Raw genomic sequence first — 15057 nt, forward strand, 5'->3', positions numbered from 1 at the left:
TTGACACGGTAGGGGTCACTGGTTCAATCCCAGTATCGCCCACCAGTAGTTTCTGCTGGTCAGACGGCCCGTCGACGATCTTCGTCGGCGGGCTGTTCTGCGTCTGTGGGAGCAGATTGGGAGCAAAAGATCTTGACCCCCTTCGTGGTGCGGTAGAGGTCACCCCGGATCGTGCTCCCGGACTGCTCCCAACGCCGCTGGAGAGCGGCGAGCAGGTTGTCGGCCATGACCTGGGTCGTGTGGGAGTAGACGCCGCTGATTCCGTGCTGACGGTGGCCCAACCGGCGGTGTTGGAGGACGTCGGGGGTGTCGTCTTCGATCATCCAGGTCTTGTGGGTGTGGCGTAGGTCGTGGAAGTGCATGGCCGGGATCACGGGCACCCAGCCGCGTGTCCGGTGCCCCTGTGTCGCGGGAAGCCACACGCGTCGCCGGAAGTTGGACCGCCGGTGCCAGCCGCCGTCGGCCCCGGTGAACACCGCGCGCTGCTCGTCGGGCTGGCTGTCCCGGAGCAAAGTGAGCATCGCCACGGTGCACGGGGCCAAGTCGATGATGCGGACGCTGGCCGCGGTCTTGGGTGGCCCGAGGTAGACCCTGCCGTTGACCTCGTGCAGGGCCCCGTGATCGGGGTGGATCCTGAGTTTGGCGTTGTCCAGGTCGACGTTGGGCCATTGGAGTCCGGCGATCTCGCCCCAGCGCATGCCGGTGTAGGCGGCGGTGTAGATGAGGATCTCGTCCTGCGCCCGCACGGTCTGGGCGGCGATGGTGCGGACCTGGATGGTGGTGGCGTGGGGTCGCTCGGGTTGGTCGCCGGTGCGGGCGCGGAGTTTGCGGCAGGGGTTGGCGCCGATGAGGCCTTCGTCGACGGCCTCGCCGAGGATCATGGAGAACAGGGTGACGATGTCGGCGACGGTGTTGTCGGCCAACCCGCGCCGCAGCTTCTTGACCCACCCCTTGACGACGATGCGGCTGATTTGGTTGAGGGGAGTGTCGCCGAAGCGGGGCAGGATGTGGTTGCGCAGGTGTGAGTCGTACTTGGCCCAGCTGCTCTCGCTGACGTCGGTGGCCTCCGACCACGCCAGCACCCAGTTCCGGACCAGTGTCTGCCCGGCGCGGGGGTCGACGAACTTCCCCGTGCGCATCAACGACTCGATGTCCAAGGCCCGGTCGCGGGCCTGGTCGTAGGTGGTGAACCCTGTCTCGGTTGAGAGTCGGTTGTCGTCGAGTCGGTAACGGACCCGGTAGCCGTTGCCGTGCTTCTCAGCCCATGCCATGTCTTCACGTCTCTCTACGAGGGATGCGGGCGCGCCCCCGGGGCGGGGCCGCACCCGCATCCACGCTCCACTCGACCCAGAGAGCAAACCCATCAGGGTTCACCAGACAAGCAACCCCGGTCGCTACTCGAAGGACCTGCCCCGAGACCCGCTGCCTGGAACCGAAGACGTTCGCGCGGGTCGTCGTCCGGCCTTGGCGATCTGCTCGATGTCGGCATGGGAGAACCGAAGGTGCTTGCCCACAAAGGAACACGGGACACGCCGCTGACCGGCCTGCCTACGCAACCACGACTCCCTCACTCGCAGAAGCCTTGCCGCCTCGGCGGGTGTCAGCAGAAGCGGCTCGGCTCCCTTGGCGCCAATCACGGATTCGCTGGCGTCGACCATGATGTCTCCTTGGTACGGGATCAGATGATGTCTCTGAACTCCGCAGAACCACCATGATCGGGACACACCGCCGTCGCCTAGCGAGGAACAGCTACGTCGCGATCCGGGCCGTCACAGGTCGCGCCCGAGCAGCGCGCGGTACGTCGGCAGCCACGGGTCGAGGTCGAAGCCGGTAACGGCGTGGCCGGGTAGCAGCAGAGCGACGAAGTCTTCGGCCAGCCAGTCGGGCTTCAGCGCGAGCGCCGGTCGCGCGACGGGTAGGACGCGCGATGGTCGGCCAGCACACGATCGGCGGGCCCACCCCCAGCTTCTTTAGCCGGGCCACGGCGGCGGCGTGCGTTGAAACACCGCCCAGGACATGCGGTGAACGCGGCACGCGCCATGACTGCAGGCGGGGTGTCGAACTCCTCGCCGAGTTGACGCGTGCCGTGCAGTCTGCGCCAGTCCGTCCGCTCAGCTACAGGGGCTACACGTTCGGGTCACGGTTACGACGGGCTGTAACGCAATGCCCAGTTGTCGACGATTGGCAGCATGATCAATGGGTCGCCCAGTTTGGGCGACGAGCAATGGAGCTTCGTTTGCGCATCGACCGGGTTAGGGTCAGGAACTTTCGGAATCTCGCGGACGTGGACTTGAGGTTGCAGCCCGGGGCGGTTGTCGTCGGGGAGAACCGGGCGGGAAAGAGTAACTTGGTTCACGCCATTCGTCTCGTGCTCGATCCGGGCATGTCCAGCCTCGACAGGAGGCTGAGCAGGGAGGACTTCTGGGATGGGCTCTCGGACGGCAGTGTCGACTGGGACCCGATGCAGGCCGGGGAGGAGATCGAGGTCTCGGTGGACATCGTCGAGTTCGGTGGCGATGAGGCGGTGATGGCCGCGTTGAGCGATGCGCTGGTGGCGCAGGAGCCGCCGAAGGCCCGGCTCACCTACAGGTTCGCGCCCGTCGACACCGGGGCCGAGCCGGGCTCCGGGCGGGTCAAGTACCGGTTCGGTATCTTCGGCGGCGAGGACGCTGAGCAGGTCGTGGCCACCGACCTGCGCGACCACATGCACCTGGTCTTCCTGCACGCGTTGCGAGACGTCGAGTCCCGCTTGAACAGCAGGCGAGGGTCGCCGCTGCGGACGTTGCTGGAGGCCGCGGCGCGGGCTGTGGGCGAGGAGGACCTCGTCAAGGTCCGCGACGCGATGCGGGAGGCCAACGACAGTCTGAACGGGCTGACCGAGGTCACCCAGGTGGCGACTGGGATCACCGAGCGAATCCACGAGATTGTCGGTCCGAACCAGGCATTGGAGACGGACCTGAAGGTCGCTTCGGACGACCCGGTGCGTCTGATCAGGAACATGAGGCTGATGGTTGACGGGCCTGCGGGTCGCCGCCTCGGCTCCACCAGCCTGGGCACCTTGAACGTCCTCTATCTGGCCCTGCTGGAGTTGCAGCTTGAACAGCGCCTGGCCGACTCCGACATCGCCCACGTGGTGATGGCCATCGAGGAACCCGAGGCCCACCTGCACCCGCACGTGCAGCGCTTGGTGTTCCGTCGCTTCCTCAACGACGACAAGACAGCCCGGTCTGTCCTGGTCACCACCCAGTCCCCGCACATCGCCAGCGTCACCGCGCCCAGGAGCCTCGTGGTCCTGCGTGATGTCGGCGGCCGCACCGAGGCCGCCGCCGCGCACACCGCCGACCTGGCGGAGGCTGAGTGGGACGACATCGGCCGCTATCTCGACGCCACGCGCGCGGAGATGGTCTTCGCCCGGAGCATCCTGCTCGTCGAGGGGTACGCCGAGCAGGTCCTCGTCCCCGCTGTCGCACGCTCCGCGGGGTTGGACCTGGACAAGCTCGGCATCACCGTGTGCGCCATCCACGGCACCCACTTCCGCTCCTACGCCAAGTTCTGCGCCGCCCTGGGAATCCCCTGGGCGGTGCTCACCGACGGCGACGGCGACGCTGGGGTGGCGCGAGCCACCCGGCTCGGCGAGGACTTCGGCGGCGACACCTCCAACATCTTCGTGGGCCCGACGACGTTCGAGAACGACCTGCTGGACGCCGACCCGCGCAATGTCGAGCCGTGCTTCGCCGTCCTGCGTGAACTCGGCTCGAGGGCGGTGGACAAGTGGGGTGAGGTCTCACCAGGCCAGGACCCGTTCCTGGGGGCGATCAAGAACGTCGGTGGGAAGGGCCGGTTCGCGCACCGCCTCTCGCAAAAGGCCGTCCACGCCCCCGCCTACGTCCTCGACGCGCTCAGGCACCTGGGCGCCTGATGGGTACCTTGACCGACTCGATCAACGACCTGCGCACCAACAAGCAGCAGTGGGAAGCGTTCAGCCACAGAGGACACTGCGTCGTCCTTGCCCCACCCGGCAGCGGCAAGACGAAGCTGCTGACCACCCGACTCGCCCACGACCTGTTCAACCGCATCCCCGAACCCCACGGAGCTGCCTGCATCACCCTGACCAACGCGGCGGCACGGCAGCTACAGCGGCGGATCGAAGCACTCGGTGCGCCCAGGCGGTCCACCTTGTTCGTCGGGACCGTGCACAGCTTCGCGTTGCGCCAAGTCCTGCTGCCCTTCGCCAGCCTCACCGGGAAAGCCGACCTACTGGAACTGGGCATCGCCTCCGACCGCCAGGAGCGCTCAGCCAGCCACCAGGCGGTCAACGAGGTCTTCGGGAAGATGCGCTACCCCGACGATCACGCCAAGGAGATCCAAGCACGTCGACGACGCTTCACCGTCGCCCCTGTCAGCGACAGCTACACCGCCGCAGGGCTCCGCTACCGCGAGCTCCTTCGCGGACGCGGGTTGATGGACTTCGACGAGGTGGTGGAGGCCGCGGTCGACATCGTCGAGGGCAACCCGGTTGTCCGCGACGTACTGATGTCGCGCTACCGGAACCTCTACGTCGACGAGTACCAGGACCTCGTCCCCGGTCTCGACCGTCTGCTGCGGTCGCTGTGCCTCGACGCCGGGACCGCGGAGCTCTTCGCGGTCGGCGACCCGGAGCAGGCCCTGTACGGCTGGGCGGGCAGCAACCCGGAGCTGCTGTTCGATCTCGCAGCCCAGGAAGGTGTGCACCCGGTTCACCTCGAACACAACTACCGGTGCGGACACGAGATCATCCGTGTGGCCAACCTGATCCAACGCGGCCACGCCATGGTCGGCGACAACCAGGGGGGCGCCGTCACCGTCACCCACTGCCCGGGCGGGTTCGCCGACCAATGTGCCAACGCTGTCACCGCGGTCCAGCGCGCGACCACGCACGGGACCGCCCTGCACGACATCGTTGTGCTCTGCTCGACGAACCGCGACTGCGAGCAGGCCGCGCAAGCCCTGCGGGACAACGGCATCGCCGCCTTCGTCCGAGAGAGCGGCTACCGGCTGACCCTGGCCACGGCGTTGGTCGAGAAATGCGCCTCGTGGGCGGCGCTCGGCCAGGAGCTCAGCGACGCCCGTTTGGGGACCATCCTGCGTGACTGGCGCAAGCTGCTCTCGTTGTCGTGGACGCCGCAGCACGACACCGCGCTGGTCAAGGCCCTGTTGGGCTTCTCGTCACGGGTGCACGCGCCCGCTGCGACCCTCCTGGACGAGCTGGAGGAGTTGGGCCTCGACGGGGTCACCCGACGGCGGTTCCAAGCAGAGGATGCCCGCGAGCTGAGGAACATGAGAGATGTCCTGTCGGACAGGGACAAGCCGCTGACAACCGTCAACGACCTCGCCGAACGAGTTCGCCGTTCGGACCGGGTCGAAGTCACCACCATGACCTCCAGCAAGGGACTCGAGTTCGACGTCGTGCTCATCCTCGGCATGGACGAGAAGTGCCTGCCGCACTTCAAGTCCATGGACGACGCCGCCAGGATGAACGAGGACCGGCGAAAGTTCTTTGTCTCGGTGACCAGGGCCAAGAACGAGGTCCACATCTTCTACTCAGGATTCGTTCAGTGGGCCAGCGGGAGCGTCGCCCAGGCAGGCCCCAGTCGCTTCCTGCACGAGGCAGGACTGATCTGATCGAGACCCGGCCAGCGTCGTGACTCGTGGGTGATGCCGATGGTTATGAGATCGGGCGTTCCACCGGGGCGCCTACATCAGCACCGCGGACGAAATCCTGATCTTCCGGTCCTCTGTCGAAAGTTGCCGACCACATCGCAGCCACCCGCCACCGCGCCCGTAGGAAGAAGGGCTGGAAGGATGGAAGGTCTGTGCGGGGGGCGGTGGATGGGGTCGATCAGGCGGCGCCAAGTCCTCGGGAACGGCGTCGCCGCTTGCTATGAGAACCGGGCTACAGTTCGGGTATGAGCGCAGACCGCCCTGATGAACAGTTCGCTCTGGCCGTCGTCGGCCGTGTCCTGGGCCTCTCGGTCGAGGAATACGATGTCGATGGCCGCCAGGGCGCAGTGGATGCGCTTTTGCACTACCCGGACGGTCGCGTCGCCGCGCTGGAGATCTCATCTCTCGGCCCTGCTGACGAGGCTCGCATCATGAACGTCCTCGACCGGCACGGGTACAAGCGCTCGGTACCCGGCCTGTCGGGTTCCTGGATCACCCAAGTGCCACGCGACTTCCACCCCGGCAATCTCCGGCTCCTAGATGAGGTGCTGCGACATTGCGAGAACCTCGGTCTGACGAACCTTCGGCAAGCCGAGAACACCAGCCCCGCCGCCGAGGAGTTGCTCGACCTCGGGGTCCGGGCCACCACCACCACCAGCAAGCCAGCCACCGGCGATGCGACCGTGTGGGTGGTCACCGCCCCGGTTGGCGGTTTCGTCGACACCGGAGGCCTGGAGTTGCCACGGCAGGTGGACACTGCACTTCTCGACGAGAAGATGCAGGGCAAGATCGACAAACTCGCAGCATCCGGCTGCGAAGAACGTCATCTGTTCCTCTCCGTCCGCCCCCAGGCGCTCACTTTCGCCGCGTACGACAACCTGTCCTTCGGCGGCAAATTGTCAAGCGAACCACCGCAACTCCCGAGTGGCCTCAGTCAGCTCTGGCTGGCGAGTGGCTGGCAGCAGGGCGGCGTCGTGCGAGCCATCGCCGGTCGGCAGTGGCGGCGAGAGCACCCGTTCGACTGACTTTGTGAGGGTGTTTGCCGAGTACGTGTCGGACCGCAAGTCTCAATCTTGAACCTGTTAGAGCGCACCACCCGGTTCGGCACGCTCCAACGGGGTCTCCATGGCCTGCTCGCGCGGAAGACGGCGACCTCGCCCGAGTTCCCCCGCGGGTCGGTGACCTGGGCCCAAGGCAGCGAGATGGCCGCGCACGTCTCGTTCACCATCACCACTTGCAAGTCGCCCCCGGCGCCAATCTCTAGACCGTTCACTCGGCGCCGCTCGCGCTGCGGAGCGCTCTTCTTGGTCTGCGTACCCCTACCCACGAGCACTTCCGGAAAGCAAGTAATCAGGCACTCAACGCTGTATCCGGCTCATGGCCACACCTCTGGCCTGCATAAACCCTAAATTGTCAGACCCAGCTACTACGTTGCGCGCATGATCGAACCCGTAGTGTCATGGGCCGACGGACCCATCATCGCGATGGACTTGGAGACGACAGACGTCGACCCGCGCAGGGACCGGATGGTGACCGCCGCCATCGTGACCATCACACCAGGCGGACCAGGAACGCGACCTGAGGTCAATACCCGCACCTGGTTGGCTGATCCGGGCGTCGAGATTCCGACCGACGCCACCGCCATCCATGGCATCACCACCGAGATGGCCCGTCTCAGAGGCCGATCCTCCGTCGAGGTGATCGACGAATTGGCCGCCGTGCTAGCCGAGGTATGGACACCCGTAACGCCGCTGTGCGCGTTCAACGCCGCGTTCGACCTGACGATGCTCGATGCCGAACTTCAGCGGCACCACCGCCGCAGCCTGGTGCTCAGTGGTCCCGTGATCGATCCGCTGTGCATCGACCGCCAACTCGATCCCCGACGCGAGGGCAAGCGCACCCTGGCTGCGGTGTGCGACCACTACCAGGTACGGCTCGAGGACGCCCACACCAGCGCGGGAGACGCGATCGCCGTAGCACGTCTGGCCTGGCGGATGGCTAGGGTGTACCCCCACGACGTGGGACGAGTCGCTCCGCACGTCCTACACAGCCACCAGGCCCGCTGGTATCGCGACAGCGAGGTCGCGTATGCCGACAAACTCGAGCGACGCGCCGCAGGGTCGGCAGCCCGAGGCGATGGCGCCGGTGCTGAGCGGCATCGGGCCCGTGCGGTCGACGTCCGAGCGGGTGCCCGGTTCTGGCCGTTGTTGCCCGAGACGAAGGCCCGCCTGGAGAGCACCCGCCGTCGGTTGCCGCCTCGACCCGGTGGCGTGACGAACTCGCACGCCTCCTGGACACCAGACCAGGACGCCGCACTGAGTGACGAGTGGTTGTCCGCCGACCCTACGGACGTGGCCGAGACACGGCGCATGCAGATCGCGACTCGCTACGGACGCACTCCAGGAGCGATCCGGCAGCGTCTGCTGCGGCTGCGGTGTGATCCTGAACTGCCGGGCTGTACCTGCGACGAAGAGCGTGCCGCCGAGTTGAAGCGCACCTACGACGCGGAGTACGGCCGGTAGCTGATCACCTTCGGTCCCCGCCGCCCACGGTTCAGCTACCGGCAGCCTCGGCGCCGGAGTGGTCCCCAACATCCCCAAGGACGAGCACCACGAACTCCGGCCCCGCACCAGAGGGTTCATTAACCTCGAGCCCTCGACGCAAGAGTGGTCTGCCCATCGTTCCATCCCCAGCTTTCAGATGCGTCGGACAGTCGATGGTGAAGCGCCCGATCATCGCTTGAGGGCGCCGTGAGGTAGTGGAGTGTCCGAGGGAAACTGACCCAGATCCCCAACATGGTGTATGCCGCTGACCTGCAGCTTCCTTAAACGTCCCATGCCCACCATGTGCGACGGACGAACCGGGGGAACTGGTCGCCCACGTTGACCTACGCCCGGAGCACAATTCTCATGAACAGGATCAACGGCTCCAGATGAGCACACGACTCAAGGAGTCCACCCGAGAGTGGCGAAGGCGGTTCCGGTGGCATACGCGCGTATGCCCGCCAGCGGGTAGGGGATGACGTTGTCGGGGAGGTCGTCGAGGGGGAACCAGTCGAGTCCCGCGCATTTGTCGGGTTCCTGGTTGGTGGGTGTGCCTGTCCAGCGGTGGGTGTGGAAGAAGACCCCGAGGCGGGGGGTGGGTCCTGAGTCTGCGACGTGCAGGACTGTGGTGTGTTCGAGGTCGTCGGGGTTGATGGTGACGCCGACCTCTTCGCGGGCTTCTCGTGCTGCCCCGGCGGGGAGGGATTCGTGGGGGTCGAGCTTGCCGGAGGGCAGGTGCCACATCCCGTCGCCGTAGGTGCCGCGGCGTCGGGTGAGCAGTACGTGGTCGTCGCGGAGCAGGAGGACGTGGACATCGATCACGGTGTGCTGGTCGGCCATGTCCGCCTTGCTCCTGGTCGTGTGTCGTGGTGTTCGGCAGGCTACTCGACCTGTGGGAGGCCCTGTCGGTTGGTGAGCAGGGCCTCGATGCCCTCGGTGATCGCTGCGGCGACATCGGGGGTTGGGGTGTGGGTGGTGTCGATGCGCAGGACGGGGATGCGGCGGGTGAGGAGCCAGATGGTGGCCTGGTCGTAGAGGGTGATCTCTTCGGCGGTGGACTCGGCGCCTTGGTGAAAGCGGCTGTGGGCGCCGCGGGCTTGGACTCTGGCCGCGGCGGTGTCGGGTTCGACGGTGAGCAGGACGGCGAGGTCGGGAGGGGTGACGTGGGCGTTGATGGCCTCGAGGAAGTCCAGGGGCACGCCGTCCATGCGTTGCAGGACCAGGGTGGAGGGCAGGTAGCGGTCGCAGAGCACGATGTGGCCGCTCTCGCGCCGTGGGAGCAGTTCGGTGTCGAGGTGGTGGTAGCGGTCGGCGGCGACGAGACAGGCCAGGGCGTACTCGTGCAGCGAGTCCGCTGCTGCTCGGGCGAGCTTGCCGAGGGGGCTGTGGGAGGGCTCGGTGGTGGTGTGGACCAGGTGTCCGCGCCGGGTCAGGTGGTGGCCGAGGTGGTCGACCAGGGTGGTCTTGCCCGCTCCGGCGGGTCCGTCGATGCTGACCAGCAGTCCCGGTTCGGTGCTCATCGCGTACCTGCTTTGCGGTCGTGCTGGGCGCGGGTCAGTTCCAGCAGGCGGGTGCGCACGTGTTCGATGGGGGCGTCGCTGAGTTGGAGGTTGACCGAGAAGTTGAACTCGTCGCGTTCGCGCATGGACTCCTCTGTGCCGTCGGCGGTGAGGTCGACGGCGGTGTAGTCGAGGAGTTGGTCGGCGGTGTAGCGGCCGGTGGAGGTGAGGCGGTGCCAGTCGGGGGTGCCGGGGTAGGGGCGGTACTCGAAGGCCGAGGCGCGGAAGGTGCCGTCCAGGTCGTCGGTGGTGTCCCACAGGCGGTGGACGAGTGCGACGGTGGCGTCGATCTCGGCGGTGGTCTCGGTGGGCAGGCCGAGGATGAAGTAGCCCTTGACGTTGATGCCGCGCTCGGTCAGGCGCCGCACGACCTGCAGGGTGGTGTCGGGGTCGATGCGCTTGTCGATGAGGCTGAGCACGCGTTCGCTGCCGGACTCGATCCCGAGTGCGACCTCGCGCAGTCCGTTGGCGCGCAGGGTGTCGAGGATGTGGTCGGGTTCGCGGTGCAGGATGTTGATCCGCCCGGTGGCATCCCACGCGGCCCAGTCCCCGACCTTCTCCTCGGTGAACGCGTCGGCCATGGTGCGGATGACCTTGCGGGCGCCGAGGAACAGGTCGTCGACGAACCGGAACGCGCTCACCCCGTGGGCGTCGCGGAGCTGGTGCATCTCGGCGAGGATGTTGCCCGGGGTGCGGGTGCGGATGGTGATGTCGGGGTTGGCGCTGACCGCGGCGCCGCAGAAGGAGCAGTCGTAGGGGCAGCCGCGGGCTCCGACCATGTTCGCCTCCTGTCTGCCCTGGTCGGGGCGGGGGTCTTGGGTGAGGAAGCGGCGGTCGACGAACGGCAGGGCGTTGATGTCGGGGGCGAGCAGGTGACCGGTGCCGGGCACGCCGCCGGTGACGGGCGTATGGGTGATGGGGTCGAGCCACATCACCCCGGGCAGACCCGTGCGGTCGCGGTGATCGTGGAGCAGGCGTTCCACCCGGGTCTCGCCCTCGCCCAGCACGAGTGCCTCGCAGCGGGCCATGCGCGGGTCGGTGAGGATGCGGGCGGGCAGGGCCTTGGCCTGATGCCCGCCCAGCAACAGCTTGACGCCGGGGTCGAGGGCCGCGGCGAGGTGGGCGCTGATCTCGTAGGTCGGGGCCAGCAGGTTGAGCCCGACCCACCGCGGCGCGACGGCGTTGACCACGGCGGCGGTGTGGGCGATTCCGAGGCCGTGGGCTTCTGCGTCGAGGACTCCGACGTTGAACCCCGCCTCTGCGGCGACGGTGGCGATGTAGGCCATCCCCAGCACGGGCAGGGTGAAGTCGTTGACCCGCGGGCGCAGCGCGTAGTCGCGCAGCGGGGCGTTGACGAACACGATGTCGACCGACCGCGCCGGATCGATCCCGGCGATGTGGTCGAACAGAGTGTTGAAAGAGGGATTAGACGGCGCCCCCAGTTGCATGGCGAACTCCCCAAGACAAGGTCAGCAAGGTCAGATCGGACAGGTGGTTGCCGGTCATCGAGGCCCACTTGGCGGCGAACGTCTTCTCGTCGCCGGGCCAGTCGACCGAGGGTGCGAGCCGGGCCGCCCAAGTGCGCACGGCCAGGTCCGAGTACGGGTAGAGGTCGAAGCGGTTGGTGTGGTCGGCGACCGCCGCACGCGCTGTCCACGGGCCGATGCGGGAGATCGTGCACAGCGTGGTGACCAGGTCGTCGGGAGGCAGCTCCGCCCATTCGGGCCCGCTCTTGGTGAGCGCCTCGGCCGCGGCGCGCAGCGCGGTGCGGAAGAAGGTCATGCGTAGCTCGGCGAAGTCCTCGTCCGACAACGCCAACACCACCTCCGGCCGGGGAAACGCCCAAGCGGTCCCCGCCGTGGTGTGCACGGGCACACCGTGGGTCTCGCAGAAGGCGCGGTGCAGCTTGCGGGCCTGTGCGGCCTTGATGACCTGCCGCACGGCCGCGGTGCCTACCGCCTCCCACAGATCCACGGTGCGCACCCGGGCCACCGGCCCGGCAGCCCGCAGCGGACCGGTCAGGACCGGGTCGCCTTCGACGACATCCGGGTCCACGACGTCGACCACCACCGCGTCCCCGTCAGGGACATGTGCGACGGGGACCACGACGCCGGCTGGGCCGTCGGGGGTGTGCACCGCACGCACCCACGTGGTCGCCTCGATCGGCGATGGCCGCCAAGCCGGGTGATCGGTCATCAAGGTTACTGTGGTCACCGGGGGTCCTCTCGACGCTGAAGTTCGCCGCATTCTTCTCGTCCTTCAATGGTCTCGAACAGGTGACCCGTGGCGGCCCGTCATGAGCAAGCCAGCCGCGAACTTGGAGTACGCTGGATCACCTCGACCAGATCGTGTGCCAGGTCGAGCTGTTACTCCGGAAAGGGCAACCGGTGCCCACCCGGCTCGCGATGTGGCTCCCGTTGTCCACCGCCTGTCCCGGGCCCGCAGGCCGATGCCTTCGCTGGGACCGGTCAGCCCAAGCCCGCGGCCACCACGGTTACCAGCCTGAACCGAGACTGGTTTCTGTGGTCCAGGTTCATTTACGTACGCGAGTAAGACTTTGGGCGCATCTTGGTTGATCGCGTGCTCATCGGGGTTGTTTGTGGGCGGTGAGGCAGGCAATTGTCTTCGCTGCGTTGTCGGTGGTGATCAGGTGCCAGGGTGCGGGGAGGTCGCCGGGGTTGGCCAGGTCGGCGATCGCGGTGTGTGGGTTGTTGTAGACGTTGATCCAGAGCCGGTCGGTGTGGTGTTGGTGTCGGGCGGCCACGGTGGTCGGGTTGTGGTTGAGGAAGATGAGAAGGACGTCGCGGTGGTCGGGGTGATCGCGCAGGGCGTCGATGTGGGTGGGTGTGGTGAGGACGGTCCAGGGGCCGGTGGCGGCGAGTGCGTCGAGGATCTTGTCCTGGTTCATAGGAGTTCCTGGATTCGGGCGCCGGTGTCTTTGGGGGACAGTGCGGTTGTGAGAAAAGCGTCGGCACTGGTGATGTAGGGGGCGGCGTCGTGGCGTTCGAGGATGAGGGTGTGGTGGTCGAGTTCGACGATGGCGATGGGTTGGGTGTGTGGGGTGCGTAGGGCGTGGAAGGGTTGGGCGGGGGTGGGTCCGGTGTCGGGGATCAAGCGCAGGTAGTGGCGGTGGGCTAGCTGGCGCAGGTGGTGTTTATCGGGGTTGTGTAGTGCGCTGGCAGGGAAGCAGTGGGTTGTGCTACGGCGTGGGGTGGTGGGGGCGGGGAGGGTGGGGGTGTAGGTGGTGACCTGTTCGGCGATGGCGAGCAAGTTGATGACGATGGCGTCGGTGTCGGGGGATGGGGCAAGGATCCAGGGTGTGGTGGTGAGGTCGCTGGCGTCGGTGGCGAGGGAGTAGAGGTAGTGGCGGCGCTCGGCGGGGATGTCGAGGGCGGCGCAGAGCCCGCCGATCTGGAGGGGGTCGGGGACGCGGCGGCCGAGCATGAACCGGTTGACCATGGAGGCGGACGTGCCGAGCTGGGTGGCCAGTTCCCGGGTGGTGATGCCGCCTCTGTCTCGGGCGTGGTCGAGTTCGCGCGACAGAAGAAGGGCTCTGACGTTTTTGGGGCGGAAATCCTGTTTGGACTTGTCTGGTGTGGGTGTTGTGGTTTGCATGGTTCCTGGTCTGGTCTGGTCGGTGGTTGGGCTTGGCGTGTGGGGTGGGGTGGGGTGGCGGGAGCCGGGGCGGGGAATGCTCCCGCCACCCCGTGGTGGCGGTGGGCCCGCGCGGGGTCGGCGTCCCTGGGGCATGGGGGCGACGCGGTCCGTGCGGGTGCCGCCTGGTCAGTGGTGTCGGTCGTGGTCGTCGGCGATGCGCAGGATCAGTCGGGTGCTGGTGGTCTCGTCGTCGGCGGCGGCGAGGAGGGTGTCGATGCGGTAGGTGATGTGGTGGTCCTCGGCCAGGACCTCAGGGGTGCCGGTGCGCACGGCCGGTGGTCGGTGGGGGAGGTGGTAGGCGGTGAACGCCTCGATCGGTGGGTAGGGGCGGTGGGGTGGGATGACGCGCACGCTGGCGCCCGCCGAGGTGGCGACCAGCGCGAGGTGTCGAAGCTGCACGGCCATCGCCTGGTGACCACCGACCGGCCTGTGCAGGACGGTCGCGTCGAGGATGATCAGCCGCAGCGGGCCGCTGGGGTCGTCGAGGCGGGGTGAAGCGGACGTGGCGGGTGCGCGCAGCGCCGATGCGTAGGTGGCTGTTCGGACCGAGGGCGGCATGGTGGTGGCACTGAACTCGGTGATTGCGGTCGAGGAGGTCTCGAGCACGTGCACCACGTCCTCATGGGCGGCCATCCACCGGGCCCCGGCCGGGTCCTGCGCCTGCCGCAACAGCAAGCGGGTCGCCCGACGCTTGGCGTTGGGGTCGGCGGTGTAGGTGGTCAGCGCGGCGCCGACCTCGTGGTCGGTGAAGGGGCGCAGCCCGTTCTCCGAACGGTTGAGGGTCGCGCTGGACACCCCCAGTCGCAGGGCGGCGTCGCGGGTCGAGAGCCCCGCGTGGTGTCGTTGGCGGGTGAGTTCACGGCCGAGCAGCCAGGTGGCCAACGAGACGGTCATCGGGTGGCCGCCCGGGTCAGGAGGGTGCGGATGGTGGGCAGGCTCGCGCGGGCGAACATGGTCAGGGCGTCGGTGTCGGCCCATGCCAGGCTGGTGGGCTTGGGAAGGGTGAGTGTGAACGGGCGCGGGCCTTCGATCACCTTCCCCGGCCACTCCCGCTCGACGAACACATAGGCTCGGCGTTGCTCGAGGCACACCCCGGTGAACACCGCGATGTGGGTGTCGCCCTTGGCCAGGCGGAAGGTGAACCCGCCCTCGAAGACCCGCGTGCACGCCTTCGCCCCCACCTGCGCGCTGGGGGTCACCACGGCCGTCACCGGCGCACCTGCCTCGGCCATGCCGGGCCCTGCGGGTACAACGCCGACACCACATGGATTGCGCACACCGGGCACAACTCCAACCCGGCGGGCCGCTCCCCACCCACCAGGTCGACCGGCACACCACAGGCCGCGTACACCCAGTCGTCGCTGTCGGCCGGGGGCGCTGCGGGCAACGCGTGGGCCTGCTCAGGCAACCAGGAGTTCGACCCCCACCACACCTCGCCCGGCCAAGCGGGAGCGGACTGCTTGCGCTGGGCGGGAACGGCTTTCAACGACGCGCCCGGCACGCGGCGCGGGAACGGGCTGGGGCGCCCGTCCCCGGCCTCCAGGTCACCCGAGAACACGATCGTGTCCGGCGGCGCGAACGACCGATCGACCGACATC

15 protein-coding genes are annotated in these 15057 nt (G+C 67.7%); 4 read left to right on the forward strand and 11 right to left on the reverse strand.

The window, feature by feature from the left end; all coding sequences use genetic code 11:
* Positions 1-59: 59 nt before the first annotated feature.
* Both GCL84_RS19740 and GCL84_RS19745 read right to left on the reverse strand, forming a co-directional pair.
* On the reverse strand, positions 60-1271 hold the full coding sequence (locus GCL84_RS19740; RefSeq protein WP_156754316.1) for a tyrosine-type recombinase/integrase: 1212 nt from the start codon (positions 1269-1271) through the stop codon (positions 60-62).
* 123 nt (positions 1272-1394) lie between these two features.
* Entirely contained in the window at positions 1395-1658 is a 264-nt protein-coding gene (locus tag GCL84_RS19745) for a helix-turn-helix domain-containing protein (RefSeq protein WP_156757005.1), read from the reverse strand.
* A gap of 566 nt (positions 1659-2224) precedes the next feature.
* Between GCL84_RS19745 and GCL84_RS19750 the strand changes: the two genes are divergently transcribed.
* The 4 genes from GCL84_RS19750 (at position 2225) to GCL84_RS19765 (ending at position 8222) form a co-directional block, all read left to right on the forward strand.
* Positions 2225-3919 carry an ATP-dependent nuclease gene (locus GCL84_RS19750; protein ID WP_268891370.1) on the forward strand — a complete coding sequence of 565 codons (1695 nt, stop codon included), beginning with the start codon at positions 2225-2227 and terminating at the stop codon, positions 3917-3919.
* A complete protein-coding gene (locus tag GCL84_RS19755) occupies positions 3919-5661 on the forward strand; it encodes an ATP-dependent helicase (protein WP_156757006.1) in 1743 nt (580 codons plus the stop codon). Before GCL84_RS19750 ends, GCL84_RS19755 begins: the two co-directional genes overlap by 1 nt.
* A gap of 284 nt (positions 5662-5945) precedes the next feature.
* Positions 5946-6725 carry a hypothetical protein gene (locus tag GCL84_RS19760; RefSeq protein WP_156757007.1) on the forward strand — a complete coding sequence of 260 codons (780 nt, stop codon included), beginning with the start codon at positions 5946-5948 and terminating at the stop codon, positions 6723-6725.
* Between the two features lie 414 nt (positions 6726-7139).
* On the forward strand, positions 7140-8222 hold the full coding sequence (locus GCL84_RS19765) for an exonuclease domain-containing protein (protein WP_156757008.1): 1083 nt from the start codon (positions 7140-7142) through the stop codon (positions 8220-8222).
* Between the two features lie 423 nt (positions 8223-8645).
* On the opposite strand, the gene GCL84_RS19770 is transcribed toward GCL84_RS19765, so the two are convergent.
* The 9 genes from GCL84_RS19770 to GCL84_RS19805 form a co-directional block, all read right to left on the reverse strand.
* Positions 8646-9083 carry an NUDIX hydrolase gene (locus tag GCL84_RS19770; RefSeq protein WP_156757009.1) on the reverse strand — a complete coding sequence of 146 codons (438 nt, stop codon included), beginning with the start codon at positions 9081-9083 and terminating at the stop codon, positions 8646-8648.
* 41 nt (positions 9084-9124) lie between these two features.
* Complete coding sequence (gene tmk / locus GCL84_RS19775) at positions 9125-9763, reverse strand: dTMP kinase (protein ID WP_156757010.1); 639 nt, start codon at positions 9761-9763, stop codon at positions 9125-9127.
* Positions 9760-11250, reverse strand: coding sequence for a B12-binding domain-containing radical SAM protein (locus GCL84_RS30675; RefSeq protein WP_156757011.1), 1491 nt, complete (start codon positions 11248-11250; stop codon positions 9760-9762). The genes tmk and GCL84_RS30675 overlap by 4 nt, the downstream gene beginning before the upstream one ends.
* Positions 11228-11998 (reverse strand): DNA glycosylase family protein, encoded by a 771-nt coding sequence (locus GCL84_RS19785; RefSeq protein WP_197523372.1) that lies wholly within the window; start codon positions 11996-11998, stop codon positions 11228-11230. Before GCL84_RS19785 ends, GCL84_RS30675 begins: the two co-directional genes overlap by 23 nt.
* A 388-nt stretch (positions 11999-12386) precedes the next feature.
* Entirely contained in the window at positions 12387-12710 is a 324-nt protein-coding gene (locus tag GCL84_RS19790; RefSeq protein ID WP_156757012.1) for a hypothetical protein, read from the reverse strand.
* Entirely contained in the window at positions 12707-13417 is a 711-nt protein-coding gene (locus tag GCL84_RS19795; RefSeq protein ID WP_197523373.1) for a helix-turn-helix domain-containing protein, read from the reverse strand. The genes GCL84_RS19790 and GCL84_RS19795 overlap by 4 nt, the downstream gene beginning before the upstream one ends.
* A gap of 168 nt (positions 13418-13585) precedes the next feature.
* On the reverse strand, positions 13586-14353 hold the full coding sequence (locus tag GCL84_RS19800) for a Scr1 family TA system antitoxin-like transcriptional regulator (RefSeq protein WP_197523374.1): 768 nt from the start codon (positions 14351-14353) through the stop codon (positions 13586-13588).
* Positions 14350-14670, reverse strand: coding sequence for a hypothetical protein (locus GCL84_RS29405; protein WP_197523375.1), 321 nt, complete (start codon positions 14668-14670; stop codon positions 14350-14352). The genes GCL84_RS19800 and GCL84_RS29405 overlap by 4 nt, the downstream gene beginning before the upstream one ends.
* Positions 14667-15056 carry a hypothetical protein gene (locus GCL84_RS19805; protein WP_156757015.1) on the reverse strand — a complete coding sequence of 130 codons (390 nt, stop codon included), beginning with the start codon at positions 15054-15056 and terminating at the stop codon, positions 14667-14669. The genes GCL84_RS29405 and GCL84_RS19805 overlap by 4 nt, the downstream gene beginning before the upstream one ends.
* Position 15057 lies beyond the last annotated feature (1 nt).

It is taken from the genome of Actinokineospora pegani (genome assembly GCF_009745975.1).
Lineage (GTDB): Bacteria > Actinomycetota > Actinomycetes > Mycobacteriales > Pseudonocardiaceae > Actinokineospora > Actinokineospora pegani.

Bases quoted from the DNA above. Each gene is read 5' to 3' on its own strand.
- GCL84_RS30675 (WP_156757011.1), bottom strand. From the start codon at position 11,250: ATGCAACTGGGGGCGCCGTCTAATCCCTCTTTCAACACTCTGTTCGAC.
- GCL84_RS19770 (WP_156757009.1), bottom strand. From the start codon at position 9,083: ATGGCCGACCAGCACACCGTGATCGATGTCCACGTCCTCCTGCTCCGC.
- GCL84_RS19785 (WP_197523372.1), bottom strand. From the start codon at position 11,998: ATGACCGATCACCCGGCTTGGCGGCCATCGCCGATCGAGGCGACCACG.
- GCL84_RS19795 (WP_197523373.1), bottom strand. From the start codon at position 13,417: ATGCAAACCACAACACCCACACCAGACAAGTCCAAACAGGATTTCCGC.
- GCL84_RS19745 (WP_156757005.1), bottom strand. From the start codon at position 1,658: ATGGTCGACGCCAGCGAATCCGTGATTGGCGCCAAGGGAGCCGAGCCG.
- GCL84_RS19790 (WP_156757012.1), bottom strand. From the start codon at position 12,710: ATGAACCAGGACAAGATCCTCGACGCACTCGCCGCCACCGGCCCCTGG.
- tmk (WP_156757010.1), bottom strand. From the start codon at position 9,763: ATGAGCACCGAACCGGGACTGCTGGTCAGCATCGACGGACCCGCCGGA.
- GCL84_RS19740 (WP_156754316.1), bottom strand. From the start codon at position 1,271: ATGGCATGGGCTGAGAAGCACGGCAACGGCTACCGGGTCCGTTACCGA.
- GCL84_RS19800 (WP_197523374.1), bottom strand. From the start codon at position 14,353: ATGACCGTCTCGTTGGCCACCTGGCTGCTCGGCCGTGAACTCACCCGC.
- GCL84_RS19755 (WP_156757006.1), top strand. From the start codon at position 3,919: ATGGGTACCTTGACCGACTCGATCAACGACCTGCGCACCAACAAGCAG.
- GCL84_RS19750 (WP_268891370.1), top strand. From the start codon at position 2,225: ATGGAGCTTCGTTTGCGCATCGACCGGGTTAGGGTCAGGAACTTTCGG.
- GCL84_RS19760 (WP_156757007.1), top strand. From the start codon at position 5,946: ATGAGCGCAGACCGCCCTGATGAACAGTTCGCTCTGGCCGTCGTCGGC.
- GCL84_RS19805 (WP_156757015.1), bottom strand. From the start codon at position 15,056: ATGTCGGTCGATCGGTCGTTCGCGCCGCCGGACACGATCGTGTTCTCG.
- GCL84_RS19765 (WP_156757008.1), top strand. From the start codon at position 7,140: ATGATCGAACCCGTAGTGTCATGGGCCGACGGACCCATCATCGCGATG.